Annotated in this window: 22 protein-coding genes; 6 read left to right on the plus strand and 16 right to left on the minus strand. The window is 72.6% G+C overall.

The genetic code is table 11. The features are described from left to right. The coding region (locus B7L92_RS23585; RefSeq protein ID WP_255311105.1) for a glycoside hydrolase family 2 TIM barrel-domain containing protein at positions 1-3,828 on the plus strand (3,828 nt) is incomplete at its 5' end. Between the two features lie 33 nt (positions 3,829-3,861). On the opposite strand, the gene B7L92_RS23590 is transcribed toward B7L92_RS23585, so the two are convergent. Continuing rightward, entirely contained in the window at positions 3,862-4,224 is a 363-nt protein-coding gene (locus B7L92_RS23590) for an ArsR/SmtB family transcription factor (protein ID WP_004981142.1), read from the minus strand. A 67-nt stretch (positions 4,225-4,291) separates the two neighbouring features. Between B7L92_RS23590 and B7L92_RS23595 the strand changes: the two genes are divergently transcribed. The 3 genes from B7L92_RS23595 to B7L92_RS23605 are packed head-to-tail and all read left to right on the plus strand — an operon-like array spanning position 4,292 to position 8,297. Continuing rightward, the gene (locus B7L92_RS23595) at positions 4,292-6,211 is read left to right on the plus strand and encodes a heavy metal translocating P-type ATPase (RefSeq protein ID WP_081239442.1); all 1,920 of its coding nucleotides are present in this window, start codon (positions 4,292-4,294) and stop codon (positions 6,209-6,211) included. A 55-nt stretch (positions 6,212-6,266) separates the two neighbouring features. Continuing rightward, positions 6,267-7,781 (plus strand): AlkA N-terminal domain-containing protein, encoded by a 1,515-nt coding sequence (locus B7L92_RS23600; protein ID WP_304364709.1) that lies wholly within the window; start codon positions 6,267-6,269, stop codon positions 7,779-7,781. Positions 7,782-7,814: 33 nt separating this feature from the next. Further along, positions 7,815-8,297, plus strand: a complete 483-nt coding sequence (locus tag B7L92_RS23605; protein WP_016823879.1) for a methylated-DNA--[protein]-cysteine S-methyltransferase — start codon at positions 7,815-7,817, stop codon at positions 8,295-8,297. Positions 8,298-8,402: 105 nt separating this feature from the next. Here B7L92_RS23605 and B7L92_RS23610 read toward each other — a convergent pair whose 3' ends face one another. The 3 genes from B7L92_RS23610 to B7L92_RS23620 all read right to left on the minus strand — a co-directional run bounded on the left by B7L92_RS23610 (position 8,403) and on the right by B7L92_RS23620 (position 10,925). Then, positions 8,403-9,140: an SIR2 family NAD-dependent protein deacylase gene (locus tag B7L92_RS23610; RefSeq protein WP_081239443.1), complete on the minus strand. Its 738-nt coding sequence runs from the start codon at positions 9,138-9,140 to the stop codon at positions 8,403-8,405. Positions 9,141-9,222: 82 nt separating this feature from the next. After that, positions 9,223-9,726: an NUDIX domain-containing protein gene (locus B7L92_RS23615; protein ID WP_081239444.1), complete on the minus strand. Its 504-nt coding sequence runs from the start codon at positions 9,724-9,726 to the stop codon at positions 9,223-9,225. Positions 9,727-9,851: 125 nt separating this feature from the next. Next, positions 9,852-10,925: an ADP-ribosylglycohydrolase family protein gene (locus tag B7L92_RS23620; protein ID WP_081239445.1), complete on the minus strand. Its 1,074-nt coding sequence runs from the start codon at positions 10,923-10,925 to the stop codon at positions 9,852-9,854. A 168-nt stretch (positions 10,926-11,093) separates the two neighbouring features. Here B7L92_RS23620 and B7L92_RS23625 point away from each other — a divergent pair, with 168 nt between their 5' ends. Continuing rightward, complete coding sequence (locus tag B7L92_RS23625) at positions 11,094-12,263, plus strand: glycerate kinase (RefSeq protein WP_081239446.1); 1,170 nt, start codon at positions 11,094-11,096, stop codon at positions 12,261-12,263. Between the two features lie 104 nt (positions 12,264-12,367). Here the strand turns inward: B7L92_RS23625 and pssA are convergent, their stop codons facing one another. The 9 genes from pssA to B7L92_RS23670 form a co-directional block, all read right to left on the minus strand. Next, positions 12,368-13,186 (minus strand): CDP-diacylglycerol--serine O-phosphatidyltransferase, encoded by an 819-nt coding sequence (gene pssA, locus B7L92_RS23630; protein ID WP_043493871.1) that lies wholly within the window; start codon positions 13,184-13,186, stop codon positions 12,368-12,370. 22 nt (positions 13,187-13,208) lie between these two features. Then, entirely contained in the window at positions 13,209-13,865 is a 657-nt protein-coding gene (locus B7L92_RS23635; RefSeq protein ID WP_004981122.1) for a phosphatidylserine decarboxylase, read from the minus strand. 171 nt (positions 13,866-14,036) lie between these two features. Beyond that, the gene (locus B7L92_RS23640) at positions 14,037-15,242 is read right to left on the minus strand and encodes an acyl-CoA dehydrogenase family protein (protein WP_081239447.1); all 1,206 of its coding nucleotides are present in this window, start codon (positions 15,240-15,242) and stop codon (positions 14,037-14,039) included. Between the two features lie 2 nt (positions 15,243-15,244). Next, positions 15,245-15,757 carry a MaoC family dehydratase gene (locus tag B7L92_RS23645; protein WP_081239448.1) on the minus strand — a complete coding sequence of 171 codons (513 nt, stop codon included), beginning with the start codon at positions 15,755-15,757 and terminating at the stop codon, positions 15,245-15,247. A gap of 5 nt (positions 15,758-15,762) precedes the next feature. Beyond that, on the minus strand, positions 15,763-16,725 hold the full coding sequence (locus tag B7L92_RS23650) for an HpcH/HpaI aldolase/citrate lyase family protein (RefSeq protein WP_081239449.1): 963 nt from the start codon (positions 16,723-16,725) through the stop codon (positions 15,763-15,765). After that, positions 16,722-18,749, minus strand: a complete 2,028-nt coding sequence (locus tag B7L92_RS23655; RefSeq protein WP_081239450.1) for a protein meaA — start codon at positions 18,747-18,749, stop codon at positions 16,722-16,724. The genes B7L92_RS23650 and B7L92_RS23655 overlap by 4 nt, the downstream gene beginning before the upstream one ends. A gap of 18 nt (positions 18,750-18,767) precedes the next feature. Then, positions 18,768-20,105 carry a crotonyl-CoA carboxylase/reductase gene (gene ccrA / locus B7L92_RS23660; RefSeq protein ID WP_081239485.1) on the minus strand — a complete coding sequence of 446 codons (1,338 nt, stop codon included), beginning with the start codon at positions 20,103-20,105 and terminating at the stop codon, positions 18,768-18,770. A 444-nt stretch (positions 20,106-20,549) separates the two neighbouring features. Beyond that, entirely contained in the window at positions 20,550-21,365 is an 816-nt protein-coding gene (locus B7L92_RS23665) for a TetR family transcriptional regulator (RefSeq protein WP_218030464.1), read from the minus strand. Between the two features lie 163 nt (positions 21,366-21,528). Then, on the minus strand, positions 21,529-23,334 hold the full coding sequence (locus B7L92_RS23670) for a 3-hydroxyacyl-CoA dehydrogenase family protein (RefSeq protein WP_081239452.1): 1,806 nt from the start codon (positions 23,332-23,334) through the stop codon (positions 21,529-21,531). 428 nt (positions 23,335-23,762) lie between these two features. Here B7L92_RS23670 and B7L92_RS23675 point away from each other — a divergent pair, with 428 nt between their 5' ends. Further along, positions 23,763-24,368: an adenylosuccinate lyase gene (locus B7L92_RS23675; protein ID WP_081239453.1), complete on the plus strand. Its 606-nt coding sequence runs from the start codon at positions 23,763-23,765 to the stop codon at positions 24,366-24,368. A 5-nt stretch (positions 24,369-24,373) separates the two neighbouring features. On the opposite strand, the gene B7L92_RS23680 is transcribed toward B7L92_RS23675, so the two are convergent. The 3 genes from B7L92_RS23680 to B7L92_RS23690 are packed head-to-tail and all read right to left on the minus strand — an operon-like array spanning position 24,374 to position 26,990. Then, positions 24,374-24,916 carry a GNAT family N-acetyltransferase gene (locus B7L92_RS23680; protein WP_081239454.1) on the minus strand — a complete coding sequence of 181 codons (543 nt, stop codon included), beginning with the start codon at positions 24,914-24,916 and terminating at the stop codon, positions 24,374-24,376. A 9-nt stretch (positions 24,917-24,925) separates the two neighbouring features. Further along, positions 24,926-25,354, minus strand: a complete 429-nt coding sequence (locus B7L92_RS23685; protein WP_081239455.1) for a RidA family protein — start codon at positions 25,352-25,354, stop codon at positions 24,926-24,928. Between the two features lie 55 nt (positions 25,355-25,409). Continuing rightward, positions 25,410-26,990 carry an alpha/beta hydrolase gene (locus B7L92_RS23690; protein ID WP_081239456.1) on the minus strand — a complete coding sequence of 527 codons (1,581 nt, stop codon included), beginning with the start codon at positions 26,988-26,990 and terminating at the stop codon, positions 25,410-25,412. Positions 26,991-26,998: the final 8 nt, after the last annotated feature.

Here is a 26,998-nt window from a genome sequence, read left to right on the forward strand (position 1 = left end):
CTCGGCGCCCTCGCCCTCCCCGCCTCCCCGGCGGGGGCGCTGCCCACCGCCCGGCGCGCCGCCGCGGACGGCTCCCCGGAGTGGAACGGCGACATCTCCGTCTTCCGGGTCGGCACCGAACCGCCGCACACCACCCTCATGCCGTACGCGGACCTGCGGCAGGCGCTGGCCGCCGACCGCACCCGCTCGCCGTACCGGCTCGGTCTCGACGGCCGGTGGAGGTTCGCCCACGCCGACCGCCCCGACGACCGCGACCCCGACTTCCACCGCACCGACCTCGACGACTCCTCCTGGGGCACCCTCCCCGTCCCGTCCTGCTGGCAGCTCCACGGGTACGACGCCCCGATCTACGTCAACATCACCTACCCCTGGTGGGGCCCCAACGGACGCGGCGAGGACGTGCAGCCGCCGGCCGCACCGACCCGCCACAACCCCGTCGGCCAGTACCGGCGCACCTTCACCGTGCCCCGCGACTGGACCGGGCGGCGCGTCTTCCTGCACTTCGAGGGCGTCAAGTCCGCCCACTACGTGTGGATCAACGGCACGCTCGTGGGCTACCACGAGGACTCCTACACCCCCGCCGAGTACGACATCACCGAGCGGCTGAAGCCCGGCACCAACCTGATCGCCGTGGAGGTCTACCGCTACTCCGACGGCGACTGGCTGGAGGACCAGGACATGATCCGGCTGAGCGGCATCTTCCGCTCGGTGTACCTGTACTCCACCCCGGCCGTGCACCTGCGCGACTTCAAGCTGGACACCCCGCTGGGCGACGACCACACCTCGGCCGGCCTCGAGGTCACGGCCGCCGTGCGCGACTACTCCGGCGGCGCCGGCGGGCGGTACTCCGTCGAGGTCCAGCTGTACGACGCCCGCGGCCACGCCGTCTGGTCCCGTCCGCTCGAGCGGACCGCCGACCTGGACTCCGTACCGGCGGGGCAGGACGTGACCGTCGAGGCGTCCCGGGCCGTGCCCGAGCCGAGGCTCTGGTCGGCGGAGCACCCGTACCTCTACACCGCCGTGCTCCGGCTGCGCGACCCGTCCGGCAGGGTGACCGAGACCCTCTCCCACCGGGTCGGCCTGCGCGAGTTCGCGCTCCGGGACGGGCTGATGCGCATCAACGGCAGGCCCGTCTCCTTCCGCGGCACCAACCGCCACGAGATGCACCCGGACCGCGGCACGGCCCTCACCCGCGCGGACATGGTGAAGGACATCGGCATCATCAAGCGGCTGAACATGAACACCGTCCGCACCTCGCACTACCCCAACAACCCGCTCTGGCTGGAGCTCGCCGACGAGTACGGCCTCTACCTCGTGGACGAGACCAACCTCGAGACCCACGGCATCCGCGACGAGTACCCCGGCGACCACGCCGACTGGACCGAGGCGTGCGTGGCCCGCGCGCAGAACATGGTCCACCGCGACAAGAACCACCCCTCGGTGGTGATCTGGTCGCTGGGCAACGAGGCCGGCGGCGGCAGCACCTTCACCGCCATGCACGACTGGATCCGCTCCTACGACCCCACCCGCGTCATCCAGTACGAGGGCGACGACCGCCCCGGGACCAGCGACATCCGCTCGAGGATGTACGAGAGCCCCTCCCGCGTCGAGGCGAGGGCGAAGGACACCGCCGACACCCGCCCGTACGTGATGATCGAGTACTCCCACGGGATGGGGAACTCATGCGGCAACTTCAAGAAGTACTGGGACGTCGTACGCCGCCACGACGTGCTCCAGGGCGGCTGGATCTGGGACTTCGCCGACCAGGCCCTGCGGTGGCCCGCGCCCGCCCGCACGCTGTTCACCGAGTCCGGCCCCGCCGCCCTGCGCGGCGAGATCGTCAACCCCAGCGGCACCTTCACCCGCGACCGGGGCGTGTCGGGCGGCACCGTCTTCGCCCGCGACCCGCGCCTGGACCTCACCGGGTCGCTGACCCTGGAGGCGTGGATCACCCCGGACGTGACGGGCCACCACCAGCCGGTCATCGCCAAGGGGGACACCCAGTACGCCCTCAAACAGACCGACGGGAGACTGGAGTTCTTCATCCACGGCGGCGGCCAGTGGATCTCGGCCGCCTGGGAGCTGCCGGGCGACTGGACCGGGCGCGAGCACCACGTCGCCGGTGTCTTCGACGCCGAGGCGGGCACCCTCACCCTCCACGTGGACGGCGCGGTGCGGGCCACCCGGACCACCACGCGCCGCCCCGACGCCACCACCGCGCCCCTGGCGCTCGCCACCGACGTCGACAACCCGACGCGGGAGTTCAGCGGCACCGTCCGGCGGGCGCGGGTGTACGCGCGTGCGCTCGGCGCCGCCGAACTGGCCGCGGCGGACCGCGGTCCGGGCGACGACGGAGTGCGGTTCTGGTTCGACGCGGCCGACGTGGAGGTCACCGAGGAGCGGTCCGGGGAGCGGACGTTCCTCGCCTACGGCGGCGACTGGGGCGACAACCCCAACGACGGCGCCTTCTCCGGGGACGGCATCGTCACCGCCGACCGCGGCCACACCGGCAAGGCCGCGGAGGTCAAGCGGATCCACCAGGCCGTCCACGCCGCGCCGCCGTCCGGCGGCCCGCTCACCTCGGGACGCCTCACCCTCACCAACGAGTACCTGTTCACCAACCTCCGCGAGTTCGACGGCCACTGGTCCCTGATCGCCGACGGAAAGACGGTCCGGCGCGGGAAGCTGACCCGCGACCAGATGGACGTGCCCCCCTCGTCCGCCAAGGACCTCACCGTCCCCGTGGAACCGCCCCGGAACCCGGCGCCCGGCACCGAGTACTTCCTCCGTCTCTCCTTCACCACCCGCGAGCGCACGCGGTGGGCCGACGCCGGCTTCGAGGTGGCCGCGCAGCAGCTCCCCGTCGACGCGGGCAGCCCGCCGGTGACCCCCGTCCCCCTGGGAGACGTCCCGGCCCTGCGCCACGACGACGGCGAGAAGGCCGTGACCGTGAGGGGGAAGGGCTTCTCCGTCACCGTCGACCGGGCCGCCGGCACCATCACCTCCTACGAGGCGGCCGGCCTGCGCCTGATCACCTCCGGCCCGGTGCCGAACTTCTGGCGGGCGCCCACCGACAACGACCGGGGCAACGGCCACCACACCCGCAACCAGACCTGGCGCGACGCCGGCGCCCGGCGCGAGGTGACGGACGTCGCCGTGCGGCCCCTGGGCGACCGGGCCGTCGAGATCGAGGTGAGCGGCACGCTGCCCACCACGGTGGAGTCGGCGTACACCACCACGTACACGGTGTTCGGCAACGGCGAGATCAGGGTCGACCACACCCTGCGCCTGGGCGCCGCGAACCTGCCGTACATCCCGGAGGTCGGCGCGCTGCTGTTCCTGCCGCGCCGCCTGGACCGGCTGCACTACTACGGCCGGGGCCCCGAGGAGAACCACTGGGACCGCAACAGCGGCACCGACGTCGGCCTGTACTCCGGCACCGTCTCCGGCCAGTGGAGCGGCTACCTGCGCCCGCAGGAGAACGGCAACAGGACCGACGTGCGCTGGGCGGCCCTCACCGACGGCGGCGGGCGCGGCCTGCTCGTCTCCGGCGAACCCCTGCTGGAGGTCAACGCCTCCCGCTTCACCCCCGAGGACCTGTCCTGCGGGGCCCGCCACGACTACCAGCTCACCCCGCGGGACGAGGTCGTGCTGCGGGTGAACCACCGGCAGATGGGCGTGGGCGGCGACGACAGCTGGGGCGCCCACACCCACGACGAGTTCAAGCTGTTCGCCGACCGCGCGTACGCCTACACGTACCGGCTGCGTCCGCTGACCGACGTCCGCACGGCGACGGAGCTCTCCCGGCGGCCCACGGCGAAGGAGTGAGCGAAGCGGTCCGCCGACGGCGCCGCCGGGTCCTCACCCGGCGGCGTCGCTGATCCCCAGCCGCAGGTGCTCCACGTGGTAGACGGCCTGGTCGAGCAGTTCGGCGACGTGGTGGTCGTGGAGCGCGTACACGACGGAGCGGCCCCGGCGTTCGCCCACCACCAGGCCCAGATTGCGCAGCAGGCGCAACTGGTGCGAACAGGCCGACTGCTCCATGCCCACCTCCGCCGCCAACTCCGTGGCCGGCAGCGGGCCTTCGCGCAGCCGGGCGAGGATCAGCAGGCGTGAGGGCGTGGACAGGGCCTGGAGGGTGGTGGCGACCTTGGCGACGTTGTCCGCGTCCAGGCGCACGCGCTCGGCGTCGTCCTGCGCGGGAATGACGGCTCCATGACCCATGGGGACATCCTACTCATCACATATGAACGAATGAATGACTCTTCATGTGTTCCTGTAGGGTGACCGGGTGTCCGTGACTCTCGCTCCCTCGTCCACGGCGTCCGCCGGTGTTCCCACGGCGCGCCGCCGCACCCGTCTCCTCGCCCTGCCCGAAGCGCGGTGGGCGCTCGTCGCACTCGTGGCCTTCCTGGTCGGGCTCGCCGCGGACCTCGGCGGTGCGCCGCTCTGGGCCGCCGCGATCCCGTATGCCGTCGCCTACGCGGCCGGCGGCTGGGAACCGGCCCTCGAAGGACTCCGCGCGCTGCGCGAGAAGACCCTCGACGTCGACCTGCTGATGGTCGTCGCCGCGCTGGGCGCCGCCGCGATCGGGCAGGTTTTCGACGGCGCCCTGCTCATCGTCATCTTCGCGACCTCGGGCGCGCTGGAGGCCCTGGCCACCGCCCGCACCGCCGATTCCGTGCGCGGCCTGCTCGACCTCGCGCCCACCACGGCGACCCGGCTGACCGGCAGCGGCGAGGAGACCGTGCCCGTCGCCGAACTCGCCGTCGGTGACGTCCTGCTGGTCCGCCCGGGCGAGCGCATCGGCGGCGACGGCACCGTCCTGGACGGCGTCAGCGAGGCCGACCAGGCCACCATCACCGGTGAGTCCCTGCCGGTCGTCAAGCGCCCCGGCGACGAGGTCTTCGCCGGCACCCTCAACGGCACCGGCGCCCTGCGCGTCCGGGTCGAGCGCGACCCGGGCGACTCGGTGATCGCCCGCATCGTGGCCCTGGTCGAGGAGGCCTCCCGCACCAAGGCGCCGACCCAGCTCTTCATCGAGAAGATCGAGCAGCGGTACGCGGTCGGCGTGGTCGCGGCCACCCTCGCCGTGTTCGGCGTCCCCCTCGCCTTCGGCGAGGACCTCACGGACGCCCTGCTGCGGGCGATGACCTTCATGATCGTCGCCTCGCCGTGCGCGGTCGTCCTCGCCACCATGCCGCCCCTGCTGTCCGCCATCGCCAACGCCGGCCGCCACGGCGTCCTGGTCAAGTCGGCCGTCGCGATGGAACGCCTCGGGGAGATCGACGCGGCGGCCCTCGACAAGACCGGCACCCTCACCGAGGGCACCCCCGAGGTGACGGCCGTGCGCCCGCTGCCCGACTCCGGCCTCGACGAGGACGCCCTGCTCGCCCTGGCCGCCGCGGCCGAGCACCCCAGCGAGCACCCGCTGGCCCGGGCCGTGGTGGCCGCGGCCCACGCCCGCGGCCTGCCCCTCGCCCCGGTCACGGACTTCACCGCCGCGCCCGGCCGCGGCGTCACCGCCACGGTGGAGGGCGCCGTGGTGACCGTCGGGCGCGCGGAGGCGGCGGAGGCGGCCGACGGCGGGACCGTCGTCCGCGTCACCCGTGACGGCGCCCCCGTGGGCACCCTCACCCTGACCGACCGCCTCCGCCACGACGCCCCCGCGGCCGCCTCCGCCCTGACCTCCCTCACCGGCACCGCGCCCGCCCTCCTCACCGGCGACAACGCGCACACCGCCGCCCGCGTGGCCAGCGCGACCGGTCTCACGGACATCCGCGCCGGCCTCCTGCCCGAGGACAAGGTGAACGCCGTACGCGGCCTCCAGGCGGCCGGCCGCAAGGTGCTGTTCGTCGGCGACGGCGTCAACGACGCGCCCGCCCTCGCCGCCGCCCACGCCGGCATCGCCATGGGCCGCGCGGGCTCCGACCTGGCCCTGGAGACGGCGGACGCGGTCGTCGTGCGCGACGAGCTCGCGGCCGTGCCCGCGGTCGTACGGCTGTCCCGCACCGCCCGCCGGCTGGTGCTGCAGAACCTCGTCATCGCGGGCACGGCCATCACCGGCCTCGTCCTGTGGGACCTCCTCGGCCACCTCCCGCTCCCGCTCGGCGTCGCCGGCCACGAGGGCTCGACCGTCCTGGTCGGCCTGAACGGACTGCGGCTGCTGCGCGAGTCGGCCTGGCGATCCGGGCAGCCGCAGCACAGATGAGGTCGATGTCGGATTCTCGCCGGACCGGGCACGGCCCGTGCCCGATCCTTGAGGCATGCAGAAGGGGATGCACACCGACACGGAGCGCTGCGTGCGCGCCGTGCAGTCCAAGGACGCGCGGTTCGACGGCTGGTTCTTCACCGCGGTCCTGACCACCGGCATCTACTGCCGGCCCAGCTGTCCGGTGGTGCCGCCGAAGCCGGAGAACATGGTCTTCCACCCGAGCGCGGCGGCCTGCCAGCAGGCCGGGTTCCGGGCCTGCAAGCGCTGCCGCCCCGACACCAGCCCCGGATCGCCGGAGTGGAACCGGCGCGCCGACCTGGTGGCCCGCGCCATGCGGCTGATCGCCGACGGGGTGGTGGACCGCGAGGGCGTACCCGGCCTCGCCGCCCGGCTCGGCTACAGCACCCGGCAGATCGAACGCCAGCTGCTCGCCGAACTGGGCGCGGGCCCCCTCGCGCTCGCCCGCGCCCAGCGCGCCCAGACCGCACGCCTGCTCATCGAGACGACGGCGCTCCCCATGGCGCAGGTCGCCTTCGCGGCCGGCTTCTCCTCCATCCGCACCTTCAACGACACGGTGCGCGAGGTCTTCGCCCTCTCCCCGAGCGACCTGCGCGCCCGGGCGCCGAGGAACGCCGCCCGCCCCACCCCCGGCGCGCTGTCGCTGCGGCTGCCGTTCCGCGCCCCGCTCAACCCCGACAACCTCTTCGGCCACCTCGCCGCGACCGCCGTGCCCGGGGTGGAGGAGTGGCTCCCCCACTGCCTGGAGGGCGCGGGCGGCACCCCCGTCGGCGCCTACCGGCGCACGCTGCGGCTGCCGTACGGCCACGGCGTCGTCGCCCTCGCCCCGCAGCCCGACCACATCGCCTGCCGCCTCACCCTCGGCGACCTGCGGGACCTCCCCGTCGCCATCAGCCGCTGCCGGCGCCTGCTCGACCTGGACGCCGACCCGGTGGCGGTCGACGACCAGCTGCGCACCGACCCGGTGCTCGCGCCCCTGGTCGACAAGGCACCCGGCCGCCGCGTCCCGCGCACGGTCGACGAGGCGGAGTTCGCCGTACGGGCCGTCCTCGGCCAGCAGGTCTCCACGGCCGCCGCCCGCACCCACGCCGCCCGCCTGGTCACCGCGCACGGCGAACCGGTCGACGACCCCGAGGGCGGTCTCACCCACCTCTTCCCGTCCCCCGAGGCACTGGCCGCCCTGGACCCCGGGACCCTGGCCCTGCCCCGCACCCGCCGCACGACCCTCACCACCCTGGTCCGCCACCTGGCCGAGGGGGAGCTCCCCCTGGGGGCGGAGAGCGACTGGGCGCAGGCCCGCGCGCGGCTCCTCGCCCTGCCCGGCTTCGGCCCCTGGACGGCCGACGTCATCGCCATGCGCGCCCTGGGCGACCCCGACGCCTTCCTCCCCACCGACCTCGGCATCCGCCGCGCCGCCCGGGGACTGGGCCTGCCGTCCACCCCGGCCGCGCTCACCGCCCGCGCCGCGGCCTGGCGGCCCTGGCGGGCCTACGCGGTCCAGTACCTGTGGGCGACGGACAGCCACCCGATCAACTTCCTGCCGGCATGAGGAAACCCGCAGGGAAACGGAGAGTTCCAGCCGATGAAACAGCACACCGTGATCGACAGCCCCTACGGCCCGCTGACGCTCGTCGCCGACGACGGCGTCCTGTGCGGCCTCTACATGACCGACCATCGCCACCGTCCCCCGGAGGAGACCTTCGGCGACCGCGACGCCACCCCCTTCGCCGAGGCACGGGAACAGCTGGCGGCCTACTTCGCGGGCGAGCTGAAGGAGTTCACCCTCGAACTGCGCCTGCACGGCACCCCGTTCCAGCGCCGCGTCTGGGACCTGCTGACCCGCATCCCCTACGGCGAGACCCGCTCCTACGGCCGGCTCGCCGACGACCTCGGCAACCCCCGGGCCTCCCGCGCCGTCGGCCTCGCCAACGGCCGCAACCCGATCAGCATCATCGTCCCCTGCCACCGCGTCATCGGCGCGAGCGGCGGCCTCACCGGCTACGGCGGCGGCCTGGACCGCAAGCAGCGCCTGCTGGACTTCGAACGGGGAGCGGCCCTGTTCTGAGCCCGCGCCGAGGGCGACGGTGACGGAGCCGTGCCCCGCCGCGCCCGGACGGTTCGTGGCACCACGCCCGTGGGTCCGGGCGTGGCCGGCTGCGGGAGGGCCGGGTCAGGACGCAGTCCCGGCGGCCAGCCGGCGCAGCAGCGCGGGCAGGGCCGTGCCGATCGGCTCGCGGATGACCTCGTCGGCGCGGTCGTCGTACGGCGTCGGCTCGGCGTTGACGATGATCAGCCGGGCGCCGTGGTCGGCGGCGACGTCCGCGAGGCCGGCGGCGGGGTGGACCTGGAGGCTGGTGCCGACGGCGACGAAGACGGTGCAGGCCTTGCTGATCGCCAGCGCCTCGCCGAGCACCACGGGATCCAGCCGCTCGCCGAACATCACCGTCGCCGACTTCAGGATGCCGCCGCAGTCCCGGCACGGCGGATCCTCCTCACCGGCCTCGACGCGGGCGAGGGCGTCCTCCATCGGGCTGCGGGCGTGGCACCGCGTGCACACCACGCTCCGCACCGTGCCGTGCAGCTCGAGCACCTTGCGGGCCGGCATCCCGGCGAGCTGGTGCAGTCCGTCCACGTTCTGGGTGATCACCCGCACCGGCACCCCGGACCGCTCCAGCTCGGCCACGGCACGGTGCGCGGCGTTCGGCTCGGCCGTGAGCGCGCGGTTGCCGCGCCGCATCAGCCAGGAGCGGCGGCGGATCTCCGGGTCGCTCATGTAGTACTCGTACGTCACGAGCTTCTCGGCCTCGGGGTCGCGGCGCCACAGCCCGTTCGGGCCGCGGTAGTCGGGGATGCCGGAGTCGGTGCTGACGCCGGCACCGGAGAGGAGGGCGACGAGGGGCTTGCTCATGCGGCGAGGGTAGGCGGCCGGGCGCCGGTGGGGCGAGCGGATATGGGCGGGGGACGGACAGGGACGGGCGGACGGGCGCGGGTCAGTGCACCCGGTACCCGTCCTCCAGCTCCGCGGTGCCCGAGCCCTCGGCGAGGACGTCCAGCGCCGCCAGCACCCGGCGGCCCAGGGAGCCCGGGAGGTACGCGGTCAGTTCCTCGCGCGGCACCAGCCGCCAGGACAGCAGCTCCGACTCCTGCAGCCGGATCGCCCCGAGCTCGTCCTCGCCGAGCACCCCGCCGTCGTACAGGTACGCCACCAGCGGCGGCTGCCCCGGCCAGCGCACCCAGTCCACCGCCAGCAGCCGGCCCGGCTCGCGGTCCAGCCCGATCTCCTCGGCCGTCTCGCGCCGCGCGCCCTCGCGCGGGCTCTCCCCCTCGTCCGACTCGATCGTGCCGCCGGGCAGTGCCCACCCCTCCCGGTAGTTCGGCTCGACGAGCAGCACCCGTCCCTCTCGGTCCCGGAAGAGCGCGGCGGCCCCGGCGAAGATGCGGGGGAGGGAGGCGAGGTAGGCGGCGAAGTCCTGGGAGTCCTGCGTGGTGGTCATGCGGGAAGGGTAACCGCGGGGTCGGACACCCCCGCGGGGCCGGCCGCCGGCCCCGCGGGGCGCACGGCAGCACGCGCCGGTCCCGTGGCCGACACCGGACGGCGCACACGCCGGGGGCACGGCCTTCAGTCGTTCGCCCGCGCCAGCCGCAGGGTGCGTTCCGCCAGCTCGCTGATCCGTACCCCGTCGAAGCCGAAGACCGCGCTGCGCACCGTGTCCTCCAAGGGGGCCTTCCACTGCTCCGGGACGGCCGCGGCACCGCACAGGACGCCCGCCACCGAGCCCGCCGTCGCCCCGTTGGAGTCGGTGTCCAGGCCGCCGCGCACGGTCAGGGCGATGGTGCGGGTGAAGTCGCCGTCGCCGTACAGCAGCCCGGCGGTCAGGACGGCGGCGTTCGGGACCGTGTGGATCCAGCCGAGGCCCGCCGTCTCCTGCGCGAGGGTCGTGAGCGTCTCCTCCCAGGACAGACCGGCCTCGTGCAGGGAGACCGCCCGGCGTACGGTGCGGGCGAGGCGGCTGCTCGCCGGGATCACCGTCAGCGCCTCGTCCACCGCGTGGCGCACCGTGGGCGCCGTGAACGCCGCCGAGACCAGCGCCGCCGCCCACATCGCTCCGTACACGCCGTTCCCCGTGTGCGACAGCACCGCGTCCCTGCGGGCCAGCGAGGCGGCGCGGCGCGGGACGCCCGGGGAGGTCCAGCCGTGGATGTCGGCCCGGATCAGGGCGCCGATCCACTCCTGGTACGGGTTGTCGTACGTGGCCGTGAGCGGCGGTCTGAGGCCGTTCGCGAGGTTCCGGTACGCCGCCCGCTCCGCCGTGAAGGTCTGCAGGTACGGCAGCCGCAGCAGCCACAGGTCGCCCACCTGCTCGGTGCTGAAGCCGAAGCCGTGGGTCTCCAGCAGGTGCAGGCCGAGGATCGCGTAGTCGATGTCGTCGTCGCGGCAGCTGCCGCGGACGCGGCCCCGCACACAGGCACGCCACTCCGGGCGCAGCGCGAGGCCCTCGCTCTCGCTCGGCGGCTCGGGGAGGTAGTCGGTGAGGGGGAGGGCGTTCGCCCGCCGCAGGTAGCGGTCGATGCGCTCGCGGGTCCACACCTCGCCCTGCTCCACCGGCTTGCCGAGCATGTTGCCCGCGATCCGGCCCAGCCAGCCCCCGAGGATGCGGTCGGCCAGCCCTGACTCCGTGCCCACAGCGGTCATGGGAACGGTCTACCCGAATCCCGGCGCCACCGCGCGTCCCCGCACCGCGGTCGCGGCCGTTCCACGGGCCGGGCGGGGCATGGCGGTGACGGCGCCCGCCGGTTAGGGTCGCAGCGGCGCGACTGGCCTTGACATGTGCGCGAGGCCCGGAGAACGAGGGGAAGGCAAGTGGCGGACGCTGCAGGAAGCGGCACTCGTACCACGCGGTCGGCACGGCGGGTGCTCGTCGCCGCGGACAAGTTCAAGGGGTCGCTGACGGCCGTGGAGGTCGCCGAGCGGGTGACGGCCGGCCTGCGCCGGGTCGTGCCGGACCTGGCGGTCGAGGCGCTGCCCGTGGCCGACGGAGGCGACGGCACCGTGGCCGCCGCGGTCGCGGCCGGGTTCGCCCGGCGGGAGGTACGGGTCGCGGGTCCGCTCGGCGACGAGGTGACGGCGGCGTACGCGCTGCGCGGTGACACCGCCGTCGTGGAGATGGCGGAGGCCAGCGGGCTGCAGCGGTTGCCGGCCGGCGTCTTCGCGCCGCTCACGGCGTCCACGTACGGCTCCGGCGAACTGCTGCGGGCCGCGCTGGACGCGGGGGCGCGCACCCTCGTCTTCGGTGTCGGCGGCAGTGCCACCACCGACGGCGGCGCGGGCATGCTGGCGGCGCTGGGCGCCCGGTTCCTGAAGGCCGACGGCGAGCCGGTGGCGCCGGGCGGCGGCGGGCTCGCCGAGCTGGCCTCGGCCGACCTGTCCGGTCTCGACCCGCGTCTCGGCGAGGTCGAGCTGATCCTCGCGAGCGACGTCGACAACCCGCTGACCGGCCCCCAGGGCGCCCCGGCGGTCTACGGCCCGCAGAAGGGCGCCTCCCCCGAGGAGGTGGAGCGGCTGGACGCGGCCCTCGCGCACTTCGCGAAGGTGCTGGAGGGGTCCATCGGCCCGCGGGCCACCGCGTACGCCGCCTCGCCGGGGGCGGGCGCGGCGGGCGGCATCGGCTACGGCGCGCTGCTGCTGGGGGCCGCCTTCCGGCCCGGGATCGAGGTCATGCTGGAGGTGCTCGGCTTCGCGCCCGCGCTCGAGCGGGCCGATCTCGTCGTCACCGGCGAGGGGTCCCTGGACCGGCAGACCCTGCACGGCAAGGCACCGGCGGGCGTCGCCGCCGCCGCCCGGGCGGCGGGCAAGGAGGTCGTCGCGGTGTGCGGGCGGCTCGCGCTGTCCCCGGAGACGCTGGACCGGGCGGGGATCCGGCGCGCGTACGCGCTGACCGATCTGGAGCCGGACGTGGCGAAGTGCATCGCCGGGGCGGGGCCGATCCTGGAGCGTACGGCGGAGCGCATCGCACGGGACTTCCTGGGCTGACGCCCGCCGGTCCTCCGTGCCCGGGGGCGTCGGCCCCCTCGGCCCCCGGCGAGGCGAAGGGCCCCGAACCCACCCGGGTCCGGGGCCCTTCGCCTCGCGGAGCGCTACGGCAGCTGCGCCGCCCGCGCCTCCCGCCGGTTGTCGCGGAAGTTGTTCACCCGCCGCGCCGTCGCGAACAGCGGGATCACCGCGCCCAGCACCAGCTGCAGCGCGCAACCGGTCTGCAGCAGCAGCTGACCGCTCGGGGCGTCGAACGCCCAGGCCGCCAGCATCCCCATGCTCAGCACGATCCAGGTGAGCATCGCCACCGCGAGGCGTCCCCGCGGCTTGGGGTACTCCACCCGGCTCACCATCAGCCAGGCCGTGCCCAGGACCGCCAGCAGCGTCGCCACGAACGGCAGCTCCAGCAGCACGATCGAGACGACGGTCAGCGCGCCGAACGGCGACGGCATGCCCTGGAAGGTGCCGTCCTTCACCGTGACGCAGGAGAATCTCGCCAGCCTCAGCACCACCGCCAGCAGCACCACGATCGCCCCGACCGCGGCCACCCGCTGGTGCGCGTCGTCCGCGACCATGCCGTAGACCAGGACGAAGTACGCCGGCGCGAGGCCGAAGCTGATCAGGTCCGAGAGGTTGTCCAGCTCGGCGCCCATGGGGGAGGAGCGCAGCTTGCGCGCCACCAGGCCGTCGAACAGGTCGAAGACCGCCGCGCACAGCATCAGGATGACGGCGGTGGCCGCGCTGTGGCGGGCCATGCCGGTCTCCTGGCTGCCCGTGAGGTGCGGGATCAGGATGCCGGTGGTGGTGAAGTACACCGCCATGAAGCCGCAGGTGGCGTTGCCGAGGGTGAGGGTGTCGGCTATCGACAGGCGGAGCGAGAGCGGCATCTCCTCCTCGTCGTCCGGCTCGTCGGCCTCCGGCACCCACCCGGTCTGTGTCTCGGGATCAATCACGGTCAATGCGAGTCACCCCAGCCACGGTCTTCTGGCCGACCTCGACCGCGACCTCCACGCCCTCGGGCAGGTAGAGGTCGACGCGGGAGCCGAACCGGATCAGACCGATGCGCTCGCCCTGCTCGACCTTGGTGCCCTGCGGCACGTAGGGGACGATGCGGCGGGCCACCGCGCCGGCGATCTGGATCATCTCGATGTCGCCGAGCTCGGTGTCGAAGTGCCACACGACGCGCTCGTTGTTCTCGCTCTCCTTGTTGAAGGCGGGAACGAAGCCACCGGGGACGTGCTCGACCGACGTCACGGTGCCGGACAGCGGGGCCCGGTTCACGTGGACGTTGAGCGGGCTCATGAAGATCGCGACGCGGGTGCGGCCGTCCTTCCAGGGCATGATGCTCTGCACCACACCGTCGGCGGGCGAGATGACCCGGCCCTGGGCGATCTCGCGCTCGGGGTCGCGGAAGAACCACAGCATCCCCGCCGCCAGGGCGGTGGCGGGGACGGCGACGGCCTTCGCCGCACCCGAGCGGCGGGCGCGCAGAAGGCTGACGGCTGCGGTGGCGACGGTCGGCAGAAGCCACGGCGATGCTCCGCGTGCGAGGCGCACGCCGGCCAGGCTGTCGCGAGATGCAGGGGTTTGGCTGTCGGGCATGGATGACCTTCGTAGCGGATGATGCCGCGCACTGACGGGGGACGGCGGCTTTCCGGCGATCGTAGCGGCTCTCGGCCACAACTGGGTAAGCCGAGCAGCAGAGTCGGTGGCACGAGAGTACCTACGGGGTGTGATCATCTTCTGCAAGAAAACACCCCGTATCCGGACAAGTCAGCCCTGGAATCGATACTCTTCGAGCAGCCGCCGACCGATGATCATTTTCTGGATCTCGGCGGTGCCCTCACCGATCAGCAGCATCGGGGCCTCGCGGTAGAGGCGCTCGATCTCGTACTCCTTGGAGAAGCCGTAGCCGCCGTGGATCCGGAAGGAGTCCTCCACGACCTCCTTGCAGTACTCGGAGGCGAGGTACTTCGCCATCCCCGCTTCGAGGTCGTTTCGTTCGCCGGAGTCCTTTTTGCGCGCTGCGTTCACCATCATCGCATGCGCGGCCTCCACCTTGGTAGCCATCTCCGCGAGCTTGAACTGGATGGCCTGGTGCTGGGCGATCGGCTTGCCGAACGTGTGACGCTGCTGGGCGTACCGGACGCCCAGCTCGAAGGCGCGCTGGGCGACGCCGCAGCCACGGGCCGCCACATTGACGCGGCCGACCTCCACGCCGTCCATCATGTGGTAGAAGCCCCGGCCGGTGACCCCGCCGAGCACCCGGTCGGCCGGAACGCGCAGGCCGTCCATGATGAGCTCGGTGGTGTCGACGCCCTTGTAGCCCATCTTGTCGATCTTGCCCGGGATGGTGAGGCCGGGACGGACCTCGCCGAACCCGGGCTCCTTCTCCACCAGGAAGGTGGTCATCGACTTGTGGGGCGCCGTTCCCTCGGGGTGACCCTCGTCACTGCGGACCAGTACGGCCACCAGCGACGAGGTGCCGCCGTTGGTCAGCCACATCTTCTGGCCGTTCAGGACGTACTCGTCGCCGTCCTTCACCGCCTTCGACGTGATGGCCGACACGTCGGAGCCCAGGCCCGGCTCCGACATGGAGAAGGCGCCGCGGATGTCGCCGGCCGCCATCCTCGGCAGGAAGTGGTCCTTCTGTTCCTGCGTGCCGTGCTGCTTGAGCATGTACGCGACGATGAAGTGGGTGTTGATGATGCCGGACACCGACATCCACCCGCGGGCGATCTCCTCCACGCACAACGCGTAGGTCAGGAGCGACTCGCCCAGACCCCCGTACTCCTCGGGGATCATCAGACCGAACAGGCCGAGTTCCTTCAGGCCGTCGACGATCGCTTGCGGGTACTCGTCGCGGTGCTCCAGATCGGTCGCGACCGGGATGATCTCCTTGTCCACGAAGTCCCGGACGGTGGAGAGGATCTCCTGCTGGACGTCGGTCAGACCGGCGGTCTGGGCGAGTCGTGCCATGGCTACTTCTCCTGCTCCCTGGGCTCGGGGCGGCCGGGCTGCTCGCCGCCGCGCTCCTTGATGTACGTCTCGGTCGGCACCATCACCTTGCGGCGGAACACGCAGACCAGGGTTCCGTCCTGCTTGTAGCCCTTGGTCTCGACGTGGACGATGCCGCGGTCGTTCTTCGACTTCGACGGCCACTTGTCGAGCACGGTCGTCTGGCCGTAGATGGTGTCGCCGTGGAAGGTCGGCGCCACGTGCTTGAGCGACTCGATCTCCAGGTTGGCGATCGCCTTGCCGGAGATGTCCGGCACCGACATGCCCAGCAGGAGGGAGTAGACGTAGTTGCCGACCACCACGTTCCTGCCGAAGTCCGTCGTCCTCTCGGCGTAGTTCGCGTCCATGTGGAGCGGGTGGTGGTTCATGGTGAGGAGACAGAACAGGTGGTCGTCGTACTCGGTGACCGTCTTGCCCGGCCAGTGCTTGTACACCGCCCCGACCTCGAACTCCTCGTAGGTGCGTCCGAACTGCATGGCCGTCACGCCTCCGGGATCTCGAACGTGCTGGTGCGCCGCATGCCGGCGGCGCGTCCCTTGCCCGAGATGACCAGGGCCATCTTCCGGCTGGCCTCGTCGATCATCTCGTCGCCGAGCATCGCGGAGCCCTTCTTGCCGCCCGCCTCGGACGTGTAGTAGTCGTACGCGTCCAGGATCAGCTCGGCGTGGTCGTAGTCCTCCTGCGAGGGCGAGAAGATCTCGTTGGACGCCTCGACCTGACCCGGGTGCAGCACCCACTTGCCGTCGAAGCCGAGCGCCGCGGCGCGCTGCGCGACCTCGCGGTAGCCCTCGACGTTGCGGATCTGGAGGTAGGGGCCGTCGATCGCCTGGAGGTTGTTGGCGCGGGCGGCCATCAGGATCTTCATCAGGATGTAGTGGTAGGCGTCCGCCGGGTAGCCGGGCGGCTGCTCACCCACGACCAGCGACTTCATGTTGATGGACGCCATGAAGTCGGCCGGGCCGAAGATGATCGTCTCGACGCGCGGGGAGGCCTGCGCGATCTCGTTGACGTTGTTCAGGCCCTGCGCGTTCTCGATCTGCGCCTCGATGCCGATCCTGCCGACCTCGAAGCCCATGGTCTTCTCGATCTGGGTCAGCAGGAGGTCCAGGGCGACGACCTGCTGGGCCGTCTGGACCTTCGGCAGCATGATGCAGTCGAGGTTCTGGCCGGCGCCCTCGACGACCGTCACGACGTCCCGGTACGTCCACTCGGTCGTCCAGTCGTTGACGCGCACGACGCGGGTCTTGCCGGTCCAGTCGCCCTCGTTGAGGAACTTCACGATGGTGTGCCGCGCCTCGGGCTTGGCGAGCGGCGCGCAGGCGTCCTCCAGGTCGAGGAAGACCTGGTCCGCGGGGAGGCCCTGGGCCTTCTCCAGGAAGCGCGGGTTCGAGCCCGGTACCGCCAGGCAGGAGCGCCGGGGGCGAAGGCGGTTGACCGTAGTCATGCGGGGACCTCCAGGGGGTCGAGCTTGTTCGCGTTGCGGATCTCGTCGACGATGCGGCCGATGATCCCGGTGATGTCGAAGTCCTTCGGGGTGAAGACCGCGGCCACTCCGGCGGCCCGCAGCAGTTCGGCATCACCGCTGGGGATGATGCCACCGGCGATCACCGGTATATCTGTGGCACCGGCCACACGGAGCCGTTCGAGGACGTCCGGCACCAGCTGGGCGTGCGAGCCGGAGAGGATGGACAGGCCCACCGCGTGCACGTCCTCGGCGACGGCCGCGTCCACGATCTGCTCCGGGGTGAGCCGGATGCCCTGGTAGACCACCTCGAACCCGGCGTCGCGGGCCCGCACGGCGATCTGCTCGGCACCGTTGGAGTGCCCGTCCAGGCCCGGCTTGCCGACCAGGAAGCGCAGCTTGCCCACGCCCAGCTCCTCGGCCGTCAGGTCCACCTTGCGGCGCACCTCGGCCAGGGCCGAGCCCTTCTCGGCGGCGACCGCCACCGGGGCGGAGGAGACACCGGTCGGTGCCCGGAACTCGCCGAACACCTCGCGCAGCGCCCCGGCCCACTCGCCGGTCGTGACGCCGGCGCGGGCGCACTCCAGGGTGGCCTCCATGAGGTTGTCGGTGCCGCGCGCGGCCTCCTTCAGCTTCTCCAGCGCCTTGCAGGGGCGCGGGTGGTTGAAGGGCGGCTGGTAGCGGGTGTCGCGCCAGTTCTGCAGCGCGGCGATGACGCGGGCCTCCACCGCCGGGTCGACCGTCTGGATCGCGGTGTCCAGGTCGGCGGTCAGCGGGTTCGGCTCGGTGCCCTCGAAGGCGTTGACACCGATGATCTTCTCCTCGCCGGACTCGATCCGGGCCCGGCGTTCGGCGTGCGAGGAGACCAGCTGCGACTTGAGGTAGCCGGACTCGACGGCCGCCATCGCGCCGCCCATCTCCTGGATCCGCTCGATCTCCGCGAGCGAGTCCGCGACCAGTTGCTCCACCTTCGTCTCGATCACCTTCGATCCCTCGAAGATGTCGTCGTACTCCAGCAGGTCGCTCTCGTACGCCAGGACCTGCTGGATGCGCAGCGACCACTGCTGGTCCCAGGGGCGGGGCAGGCCCAGGGCCTCGTTCCAGGCCGGCAGCTGCACGGCACGCGCGCGTGCGTCCTTGGAGAGGGTCACGGCCAGCATCTCCAGGACGATCCGCTGGACGTTGTTCTCCGGCTGCGCCTCGGTCAGCCCGAGGGAGTTCACCTGGACGCCGTAGCGGAAGCGGCGGTGCTTGGGGTTCTCGATGCCGTACCGCTCGTGCGTGATCCGGTCCCAGATGCGGCCGAACGCCCGCATCTTGCACATCTCCTCGACGAAGCGGACGCCCGCGTTCACGAAGAAGGAGATGCGGCCGACCACGTCGCCCATGCGCTCCTGCGGCACCTGGCCGCCGTCGCGCACGGCGTCGAGCACGGCGATCGCGGTGGACATCGCGTACGCGATCTCCTGCACCGGCGTGGCCCCGGCCTCCTGCAGGTGGTAGCTGCAGATGTTGATCGGGTTCCACTTCGGGATGTGGGTGACCGTGTACGCGATCATGTCCGTCGTCAGGCGGAGCGACGGCCCCGGCGGGAACACGTGGGTGCCCCGGGAGAGGTACTCCTTGACGATGTCGTTCTGGGTCGTGCCCTGGAGCTTGGTGATGTCCGCGCCCTGCTCCTCGGCGACGACCTGGTAGAGCGCCAGCAGCCACATGGCGGTGGCGTTGATCGTCATCGAGGTGTTCATCTGCTCCAGGGGGATGTCCTGGAACAGCCGGCGCATGTCACCGAGGTGGGCCACCGGCACCCCGACCCGGCCGACCTCGCCGCGGGCGAGGACGTGGTCCGGGTCGTACCCGGTCTGGGTCGGCAGGTCGAACGCGACCGACAGACCGGTCTGGCCCTTGGCGAGGTTGCGCCGGTACAGCTCGTTGGACGCCTCGGCCGTGGAGTGACCGGCGTACGTGCGCATGAGCCACGGCCGGTCCTTCTGACGCTCAGTCATCGATGACCTCGGGTGTCCTCAGATGTTCCGGAAGCGGTTGATGGCGTCGATGTGCTTCGCGCGCTTCTCGTGGTCGCGCACGCCCAGGCCCTCCTCGGGCGCCAGGCACAGCACGCCGACCTTGCCCTGGTGCGCGTTGCGGTGCACGTCGTGGGCGGCCTGGCCGGTCTCCTCCAGCGGGTAGACCTTCGACAGCGTGGGGTGGATCTTGCCCTTCGCGATGAGCCGGTTGGCCTCCCAGGCCTCGCGGTAGTTGGCGAAGTGCGACCCGATGATGCGCTTCAGCGACATCCACAGGTAGCGGTTGTCGTACTGGTGCATGTAGCCCGAGGTCGAGGCGCAGGTGGTGATGGTGCCGCCCTTGCGGGTGACGTAGACCGAGGCGCCGAAGGTCTCGCGGCCGGGGTGCTCGAAGACGATGTCGATGTCCTCGCCGCCGGTGAGTTCACGGATGCGCTTGCCGAAGCGCTTCCACTCCTTCGGGTCCTGGGTGTTCTCGTCCTTCCAGAACTTGTAGTCCTCGGCGCTGCGGTCGATGATCGCCTCGGCGCCCATCGACCGGCAGATGTCGGCCTTCTGCTCGCTGGAGACGACACAGACCGGGTTGGCGCCGCCGGCCAGCGCGAACTGGGTTGCGTAGGAGCCGAGTCCGCCGCTCGCGCCCCAGATGAGGACGTTGTCGCCCTGCTTCATGCCGGCGCCGTTGCGGGAGACCAGCTGCCGGTACGCGGTGGAGTTGACCAGACCCGGGGCGGCGGCCTCCTCCCAGGTGAGGTGGTCCGGCTTGGGCATCAGCTGGTTGGACTTCACCAGGGCGATCTCGGCGAGACCGCCGAAGTTGGTCTCGAAGCCCCAGATGCGCTGCTCGGGGTCGAGCATCGTGTCGTTGTGGCCGTCGCTGGACTCCAGCTCGACGGACAGGCAGTGGGCGACGACCTCGTCACCGGGCCGCCAGGAGTTGACGCCGGGGCCGGTGCGCAGCACGACGCCCGCGAGGTCGGAGCCGATGATGTGGTACGGCAGGTCGTGGCGCTTGGCCAGCTCGCTGGTGCGGCCGTAGCGCTCCAGGAAGCCGAACGTCGACAGCGGCTCGAAGATCGAGGTCCACACCGAGTTGTAGTTGACCGAGGAGGCCATGACGGCCACCAGGGCCTCGCCCGGGCCGAGTTCGGGCAGCGGCACGTCGTCGAGGTGGATCGACTTGCGGGGGTCCTTGTCGCGGGTGGCGAGCCCGGCGAACATCTCCGTCTCGTCCTTGTGCACGGTGATCGCGCGGTACGACTCGGGGAGCGGCAGGGCGGCGAAGTCCTCCGACGTGGAGTCGGGCGACTGGATCGCGTCCAGGATGTCCTTCATGGTCACGGTGTTGCCTCCGGCGTCGAGCGCCCTGAGGGAGGGGCGCTGAGGGTTACGTCGGTGCTGCTGAGGGTTGATCGAGGGGGTGCCGTCGGTTCGGCGGACGGTGCTTCGGCGGCGCTTTGTGGCGCGGGAGGTTGCCTGTGACGCAGGCGTCCGGGCGCGCAGGCCTTCCGGCTTGCTGGGACAGCCGACGCACGAGCTTTCTCTGCGCGCCGGCCGCCCGGACTCTTTCAACGTATGGCACGCCGTGTCATCCGGCAAGGCACTGCGTGCCAGAACTTGCTCTCAGATGAAATCTTTACTCGACAAATGAGCGATGATCGATCGAACCGGCCCCGCAAGGAGGTCGAAAGAGGCCCCTGACATGCCAAAACGGCCACCCTGTGGGGTGGCCGTCGTCACAGCGGCGGAGTGCCCTCGGGCACCGTCCCGGTGGCGCGCTCAGCGCTCCTTCAGCGCCTGCTCGATGGTCCGCATCACCTCGTCCAGCGGGGCGTCGGTGCGGGCGACGGTGACCAGCACCTCGCCGTGCGCCGGCACCGGGGCCGCGGCCCGCTGCGGGGCGGCGGCGGTGCGGCGGCCCGCCATGATGCCGCTCCCGAAGGTCTTGCGGACGATCGCGAAGGCGTGGTCGAGCTGGGCCTCCACGTCCCCCTGGCCGCCGGCCCGCAGCCAGCGCCGCAGCACGTGGTTGTGGGCGGTCACCACGGCGGACGCGGCGACCTCCGCCAGCAGCGGGTCGTCGTTGGCGTCGTCGTCGTGCGCGTGCTCGTCGAAGTGGCCGAGCAGGTAGCGGGTGAAGAGGCGCTCGTAGCGCGCCACCGACGCGATCTCCGCCTCGCGCAGGGTGGGCACCTCGCGCGTCAGCTTGTAGCGGGCGACCGAGATCTCCGGCCGCGCCGCGTACATCTTCATGACCTCCTTGATGCCGCGGCACACCGTGTCGAGCGGATGCTCGTGCGCGGGCGCGGCGTTGAGCACCGCCTCCGCGCGGACCAGGGTGTCGTCGTGGTCGGGGAAGATCGCCTCTTCCTTGGACCGGAAGTGGCGGAAGAAGGTGCGGCGGGCGACCCCGGCGGCGGCCGCGATCTCGTCGACGGTGGTCGCCTCGTACCCTTTGGTCGCGAACAGCTCCATCGCGGCGGCCGCCAGTTCCCGGCGCATCTTCAGCCGCTGGGCGGCGGCGCGAGAACCTGCGGCACTCTCCGGCGGCTCGGGCGTGGCGGGTGTACGTACGGACTTGGCGGGCTGGGACATGTCCCGAACGTACTGCATGTGCGCAGCTCGATGCGCATGACCGGGGGTTCCCCCGCCCCCGGCGGACGGGGGAGGCCCGGTACGGGCGGACGGCGGGAGCCGGCCGGGGCCGAGCAGCCCGCCCCACTCGCCGCCGTCCTGGAACCGGTCGCCGGGGCGCCGCTCAGCGCTTGGCATACTCGCGGAAGCCGCGCCCGGTCTTGCGGCCGAGGCAGCCCGCGGCCACCAGGTGCTCCAGCAGCGGCGCCGGGGCGAGGCCCGGGTCGCGGAACTCGCGGTGCAGGACCTTCTCGATGGCGAGCGAGACGTCCAGCCCGACGACGTCCAGCAGCTCGAAGGGGCCCATCGGGTAGCCGCCGCCCAGCTTCATCGCGGCGTCGATGTCGTCCAGGGACGCGTAGTGCTCCTGCACCATCTTGATCGCGTTGTTGAGGTACGGGAACAGCAGCGCGTTGACGATGAACCCGGCCCGGTCGCCGCAGTCCACGGCGTGCTTGCGGATCCTCCCGCAGACCTCGTGCACCGTCGCGTGCACGTCGTCGGCGGTCAGCACCGTGCGCACCACCTCGACCAGCTTCATGGCCGGCGCCGGGTTGAAGAAGTGCATGCCGATCACGTCCTGCGGGCGCGAGGTGGCGCGGGCGCAGGCGACGACCGGGAGGGAGGAGGTGGTGGTGGCGAGCACCGCGCCCGGCTTGCAGACCTTGTCCAGGGTCGCGAACAGCTGCTGCTTGACCCGGAGGTCCTCGGCGACCGCCTCGAGGGCGAGGTCGACCTCGGCGAAGTCGTCGTAGGTGCCCGTCGGCCGGATCCGCTCCAGGGCCTGCGCGGCGGCCTCGGCGGTCATCCGGCCCTTGTCGACGGAGCGGGCGAGGGACTTGCCGACACGGGCCCTGGCGGCCTCGGCCTTCTCCTCGCTGCGGGCGGCCAGGACCACCTCGTAGCCGGCCTTGGCGAAGACCTCGGCGATGCCGGAGGCCATGGTGCCGGAACCGGCGACACCCACCGAGCGCACCGTCCGGCCGGCGCCGGCGGCGCCGCCCTCCGGCGGGGTCAGGGCGTCCGGCACGACGGTCCCGCTGTCCGGCGCCGCGTAGGTGTAGAAACCGCGCCCGGCCTTGCGGCCCGTCAGGCCCGCCTCGCTGAGCTGCTTGAGGATCGGGGCGGGGGCGTGCAGCCGGTCGTGGGACTCGGCGTACATGGCCTCCAGCACCGTGCGCGCGGTGTCGATGCCGATCAGGTCGAGCAGCGCCAGCGGGCCCATGGGCAGGCCGCAGCCGAGCCGCATCGCGGCGTCGATGTCCTCGCGGGAGGCGTAGTGGGCCTCGTACATCGCGGCGGCCTGGTTGAGGTAGCCGAACAGCAGCCCGTCGGCGACGAATCCGGGCCGGTCGCCGACCGCGACCGGCTCCTTGCCGAGATCCAGGGCGAGGTCGGTGACCGCGGTGACGGCCGCCGGGGCGGTCAGCACGCTGGAGACGACCTCGACCAGCTTCATCGCCGGGGCGGGGTTGAAGAAGTGCATGCCCAGCACCCGCTCGGGGTGGGCCGAGTCGGCGGCGAGCCGGGTGACGGACAGGGCGTTGGTGCCGGTCGCCAGGATCGCCTCGGGCCGCACGATCCCGTCGAGTTCGCGGATGATCTGCTGCTTGACCTCGTACGACTCCGGAGCCACCTCGATCACCAGATCGGCGCCGGCCGCCGCGGTGAGGTCGGTGGAGGTGGTCACGCGGGCGAGGACGTCCGCGCGCTCCTGCTCGGTCAGGCGCCCGCGCTCCACGGCACGGGCGGTCGAGGCCTCCAGGACGGCGACGCACTTCGCGGCCTGGGCCTCACTGATGTCGATGCCGACGACCTCGCGGCCGGCCTTGGCCAGGACCTCGGCGATGCCGGTGCCCATCGTGCCGAGGCCGACGACGGCGACGGTCCGGAGCGGGGACAGGGGGGTGTCGGACAGGGGAGTGGCCATCGCGGGACTCCAGGAATGAGGGTGACGACGGGAAACGCGCCCGGGTGCGCCGAGGGGCGCACCGGGTGCGTGCAGGGGGTGCGGGTGTTGCCGGGCTGCGAGCGCACACGCCCGGTGCCGTCGACCCGGACCCGCCCGGAAGGCGGGGAAGGCGTGAACACGCCCCGGTACGACGGCGGTTCCGACCGGCCCTGTCCCGAGGCCGAGCCGTACTGCGGTACACGGAGGTACCGAACCGACTGCGTCCCCCACTGCCTCGACGGCGTGGGAGGTTCCCTCATCGGCGGCCGCGTCACCAAACCGCCGTGAGGAGAGTCGCGAGTGGGTGACTCGCTCGTCTGAGCTTAACTCGCGGGTAACGAGCGCGCCAGCCCTCGTGTTTGTGATGTACGTCCCGAGCGGCCCACCGCACCCCTAATCTCTGGGACATGGACGAAGAGTTGCGATCGATCACGGAACGCTTACGGGCCGAGGCGGGCGGATCGGCGGCGTACGACCGCCTCGTGACGACGGGGGACCCCGACACCCTGGCAACCGTCCTCACCGAACCCGGACAGCCGCTGTGGGCCCGGGAACTGGCCGCGTTCCGGCTGGGACTCGCGGGCGACCGGCGGGCCTTCGAAGCCCTGGTGCTCCTCCTCAACCACCGCGACCCACCGCGCTGTGCCTCCGCCGCGCACGCCCTCGCCCGCCTCGGCGACCCGCGCACCGGCCGGGCGGCCGCCGCCCTCGCCACCAACGAACTGCGCGTCGCCTACGCGCTGCACCCGGTGCGCCTGCTGACCCGGCTCCGGGCCCCCGAGGCGGTGCCCGCCCTGATCACCACGTTGGAGCGGCGCCTGCGCCCGCACGACCCGTACCGGCGGGTGGCCCTCGCCTGCGTGGAGGGCCTGGGCGAACTCGGCGACGCGCGTGCCGAACCCGTCCTGAACGAGGCACTCGCCCACCCGGCGCTGGCCGAGGCGGCGGTGCGCGCGCTGGCGCGGATCCCCCGCCGGCGACCGCCCGGAGGGCGGATTCCCGGACCGCGGTAGCGCCGTCAGCCGGGGACCGGGGCGAGGTCCTTCGCGTACCGCACCTCGGGCACGGCCACCCCGTCCACCTCGAAGGGCTCCTCGGCGCCGTCCGCGGCGAACCCCGCCCGCTCGTAGAAGCGGCGGGCGCGGGTGTTGCCCTTGAGCACCCACAGGTACATGCGGCCGTGGCCGGCGGCGGAACAGCGGCGGACCGCTTCCGCGAGCAGGGCCCTGCCCACACCGTGCCCGATGGACTCGGGAAGCAGGTACAGGGCGTACAACTCGGCGTCCCCGGTGCGGGTCTCGCCGTCCCGGTACGGGCCGAACGCGGCCCAGCCGGCGAGCCCGCCGCCGTCGGCCTCGGCGACCAGGTTCACCACGCCGCCGTCGCCGCGCAGGAGGCGGGCGCGGTGGCGTTCGGCGTCCGCCGCCACGTCGAGGCCGTCGAGGTACGGCTGCGGGACGAGCCCGCGGTAGGCGTGCCGCCAGCCGCGGATCCGGATCTCCGCCACGCGGTCGCAGTCGTCCGCGGTCATGGCGCGGATGCCGGGGAAAGCACCGTTCATGGCGGGACCCTAGGCGACACCGCTCGCGGACGGCGCGCGATTGTCCGGGACGACCGCGAGCGCCTCGACCTCCACCAGGAACTCCGGGCGGACCAGGGCCGCCACCTGGACGGCGGACGCGGCGGGCAGCCGGTCGTCGGGCACGTGCTCGGCGCGGGCCTTCCTGATCGCCGGCATGTGCGCCATGTCCGTGACGAAGTAGGTGAGCTTCACGACGTCGTCGAAGGTCGCACCGGCGGCCGCCAGACAGCGCCTCAGGTTCTCGAACACCTGACGGGCCTGGACCCCGGCATCGCCCTCGCCGACGAGTTCGCCGTCCTGGTCCAGGGCGAGCTGGCCGGAGACGGCCACCACCCGGCCCGTGCCCGTGACGACATGGGTGTACTGGGACGCGGGGAACACCCCGTCGGGGGCGGGGATCCTGATCGGTTCGCTCATGACCCCATGGTGGACCACGGGTCCGGCACTCCCGCCCCGACGGAGGGTCAGGCGCTCAGCCGCGGAAGCCGAGCAGGCCGTGCAGCGCCGCGCCGCGGGCGGTCGCCGGTGCCGCCCGCGACGTCGTCGGCTTCGGGTCCGGCAGCGCCGCGCACACCGCGTCGGCCTCGCCGCGGCCCTCGCGCGGCACGGTTCCGTCCTTCAGGTAGGCCGCCAGGTGCTCGTCCAGGCAGTCGTTCCCGCTCAGCGTGACGCCGTGGTTGCCGCCGCCCTGCTCCACCACCAGACGGGAGCCCGCCAGCAGGTGGTGGACCGCGACGGCGCCCCGGTACGGGGTCGCCGCGTCGTGCGTCGCCTGGAACAGCAGCGCCGGCGGCAACGCGTCGTTGACGACGCGCACCGGCCGCAGGGACCCGGTCGGCCAGAACGCGCACGGCGCGTTGTACCAGGCGTTGTTCCAGGTCAGGAACGGCGCCCGTTCGTACACCTCCCAGTGGTCCTTGCGCCACTGCCGCCAGTCGCGCGGCCAGGAGGCGTCCCGGCACTCCACCGCCGTGTAGATGCTGTAGCCGTTGTCGCCGGAGGCGTCGACGGCGCCGAAGTCCTCGTACGCCTCGATCAGCGGCTCGGCGTCCCGGCCGTCGGCGTACGCCGCGAACGCCTCCGCGAGGTAGGGCCAGTAGCCGTTGTAGTAGCCGCCCGGGACGTAGGTGTCCTCCAGTTCGGCGGCGCCCACCGTGCCGCCGGCCGGCTCCTCCTTCAGGGCCGCGCGCATCGCGTACCACTCGGCCTCGACCTTCTCCGGGTCGGTGCCGAGCCGGTACCGCGCGTCGTGCCGCGCCACCCAGGCCAGGAACGCGCGGTGGCGGTCGTTGAAGGCGCGGTCCTGGTGCAGGTTGGCGTCGTACCACACCCCGGTGGGGTCGACCACCGAGTCCAGGGCCAGGCGCCGCACCCGCTCCGGGAACAGCTTGGCGTAGACGGCGCCCAGGTAGGTGCCGTAGGAGTAGCCGAGGTAGTTGATCCTCTCCGCGCCCAGGGCCCGCCGGATCACGTCCAGGTCGCGCGCGGCCTCGGTCGTGGTGATGTGCGGCAGCAGGTCCGGGTACTTCCTGCCGCAGCCCTCGGCGAAGGACCGGGCGCGCTCCAGGTTGGCCCGCTCCACCTCGGGCGTGGTCGGCACCGGGTCGGGGCGCACCGGACCGAAGTGGTCCGGCGCGCAGTCCAGCGCGGGCCTGCTCGACCCCGCCCCGCGCGGGTCGAAGCCGATGACGTCGTACTGGGCGGCCACCTCGGCCGGGAGCGAGGCGGCGACGAACCCGGCGAGCGTCAGACCGCTGCCGCCGGGGCCGCCCGGGTTCACCAGCAGGGGGCCCTGGTACTTCTCCGCGGTGTGCGGGACGCGGGACAGCGCGAGCGTGATCCTCCGGCCGCCGGGGTCGGCGTGGTCGAGCGGCACCTCGACGGATGCGCACTGCAGGGTCGGGTAGTCCTTGGTGGCGCACTTGCGCCATACGGGTTCCGCGGCGTCGAAGGTCTCCGCGGCCCGCGGTGCGCCGGCCTCGGCGGGCACGGCCGTGAGGCTCCCGGCCAGGACGGCGGCGGCACCGCACAGCACGGCTGCGCGTTTTCTCATGAGGTGCT

Origin of the sequence: Streptomyces viridosporus, assembly GCF_002078235.1 — a bacterium.
GTDB lineage: Bacteria > Actinomycetota > Actinomycetes > Streptomycetales > Streptomycetaceae > Streptomyces > Streptomyces viridosporus.

What these genes read in the sequence shown, in the direction of transcription:
- B7L92_RS23590 (WP_004981142.1), bottom strand. Translation starts at nt 4,224, where the DNA reads ATGGGTCATGGAGCCGTCATTCCCGCGCAGGACGACGCCGAGCGCGTG.
- B7L92_RS23600 (WP_304364709.1), top strand. Translation starts at nt 6,267, where the DNA reads ATGCAGAAGGGGATGCACACCGACACGGAGCGCTGCGTGCGCGCCGTG.
- B7L92_RS23605 (WP_016823879.1), top strand. Translation starts at nt 7,815, where the DNA reads ATGAAACAGCACACCGTGATCGACAGCCCCTACGGCCCGCTGACGCTC.
- B7L92_RS23610 (WP_081239443.1), bottom strand. Translation starts at nt 9,140, where the DNA reads ATGAGCAAGCCCCTCGTCGCCCTCCTCTCCGGTGCCGGCGTCAGCACC.
- B7L92_RS23615 (WP_081239444.1), bottom strand. Translation starts at nt 9,726, where the DNA reads ATGACCACCACGCAGGACTCCCAGGACTTCGCCGCCTACCTCGCCTCC.
- B7L92_RS23620 (WP_081239445.1), bottom strand. Translation starts at nt 10,925, where the DNA reads ATGACCGCTGTGGGCACGGAGTCAGGGCTGGCCGACCGCATCCTCGGG.
- B7L92_RS23635 (WP_004981122.1), bottom strand. Translation starts at nt 13,865, where the DNA reads ATGCCCGACAGCCAAACCCCTGCATCTCGCGACAGCCTGGCCGGCGTG.
- B7L92_RS23640 (WP_081239447.1), bottom strand. Translation starts at nt 15,242, where the DNA reads ATGGCACGACTCGCCCAGACCGCCGGTCTGACCGACGTCCAGCAGGAG.
- B7L92_RS23645 (WP_081239448.1), bottom strand. Translation starts at nt 15,757, where the DNA reads ATGCAGTTCGGACGCACCTACGAGGAGTTCGAGGTCGGGGCGGTGTAC.
- B7L92_RS23650 (WP_081239449.1), bottom strand. Translation starts at nt 16,725, where the DNA reads ATGACTACGGTCAACCGCCTTCGCCCCCGGCGCTCCTGCCTGGCGGTA.
- B7L92_RS23655 (WP_081239450.1), bottom strand. Translation starts at nt 18,749, where the DNA reads ATGACTGAGCGTCAGAAGGACCGGCCGTGGCTCATGCGCACGTACGCC.
- ccrA (WP_081239485.1), bottom strand. Translation starts at nt 20,105, where the DNA reads ATGAAGGACATCCTGGACGCGATCCAGTCGCCCGACTCCACGTCGGAG.
- B7L92_RS23665 (WP_218030464.1), bottom strand. Translation starts at nt 21,365, where the DNA reads ATGTCCCAGCCCGCCAAGTCCGTACGTACACCCGCCACGCCCGAGCCG.
- B7L92_RS23670 (WP_081239452.1), bottom strand. Translation starts at nt 23,334, where the DNA reads ATGGCCACTCCCCTGTCCGACACCCCCCTGTCCCCGCTCCGGACCGTC.
- B7L92_RS23675 (WP_081239453.1), top strand. Translation starts at nt 23,763, where the DNA reads ATGGACGAAGAGTTGCGATCGATCACGGAACGCTTACGGGCCGAGGCG.
- B7L92_RS23680 (WP_081239454.1), bottom strand. Translation starts at nt 24,916, where the DNA reads ATGAACGGTGCTTTCCCCGGCATCCGCGCCATGACCGCGGACGACTGC.
- B7L92_RS23685 (WP_081239455.1), bottom strand. Translation starts at nt 25,354, where the DNA reads ATGAGCGAACCGATCAGGATCCCCGCCCCCGACGGGGTGTTCCCCGCG.
- B7L92_RS23690 (WP_081239456.1), bottom strand. Translation starts at nt 26,990, where the DNA reads ATGAGAAAACGCGCAGCCGTGCTGTGCGGTGCCGCCGCCGTCCTGGCC.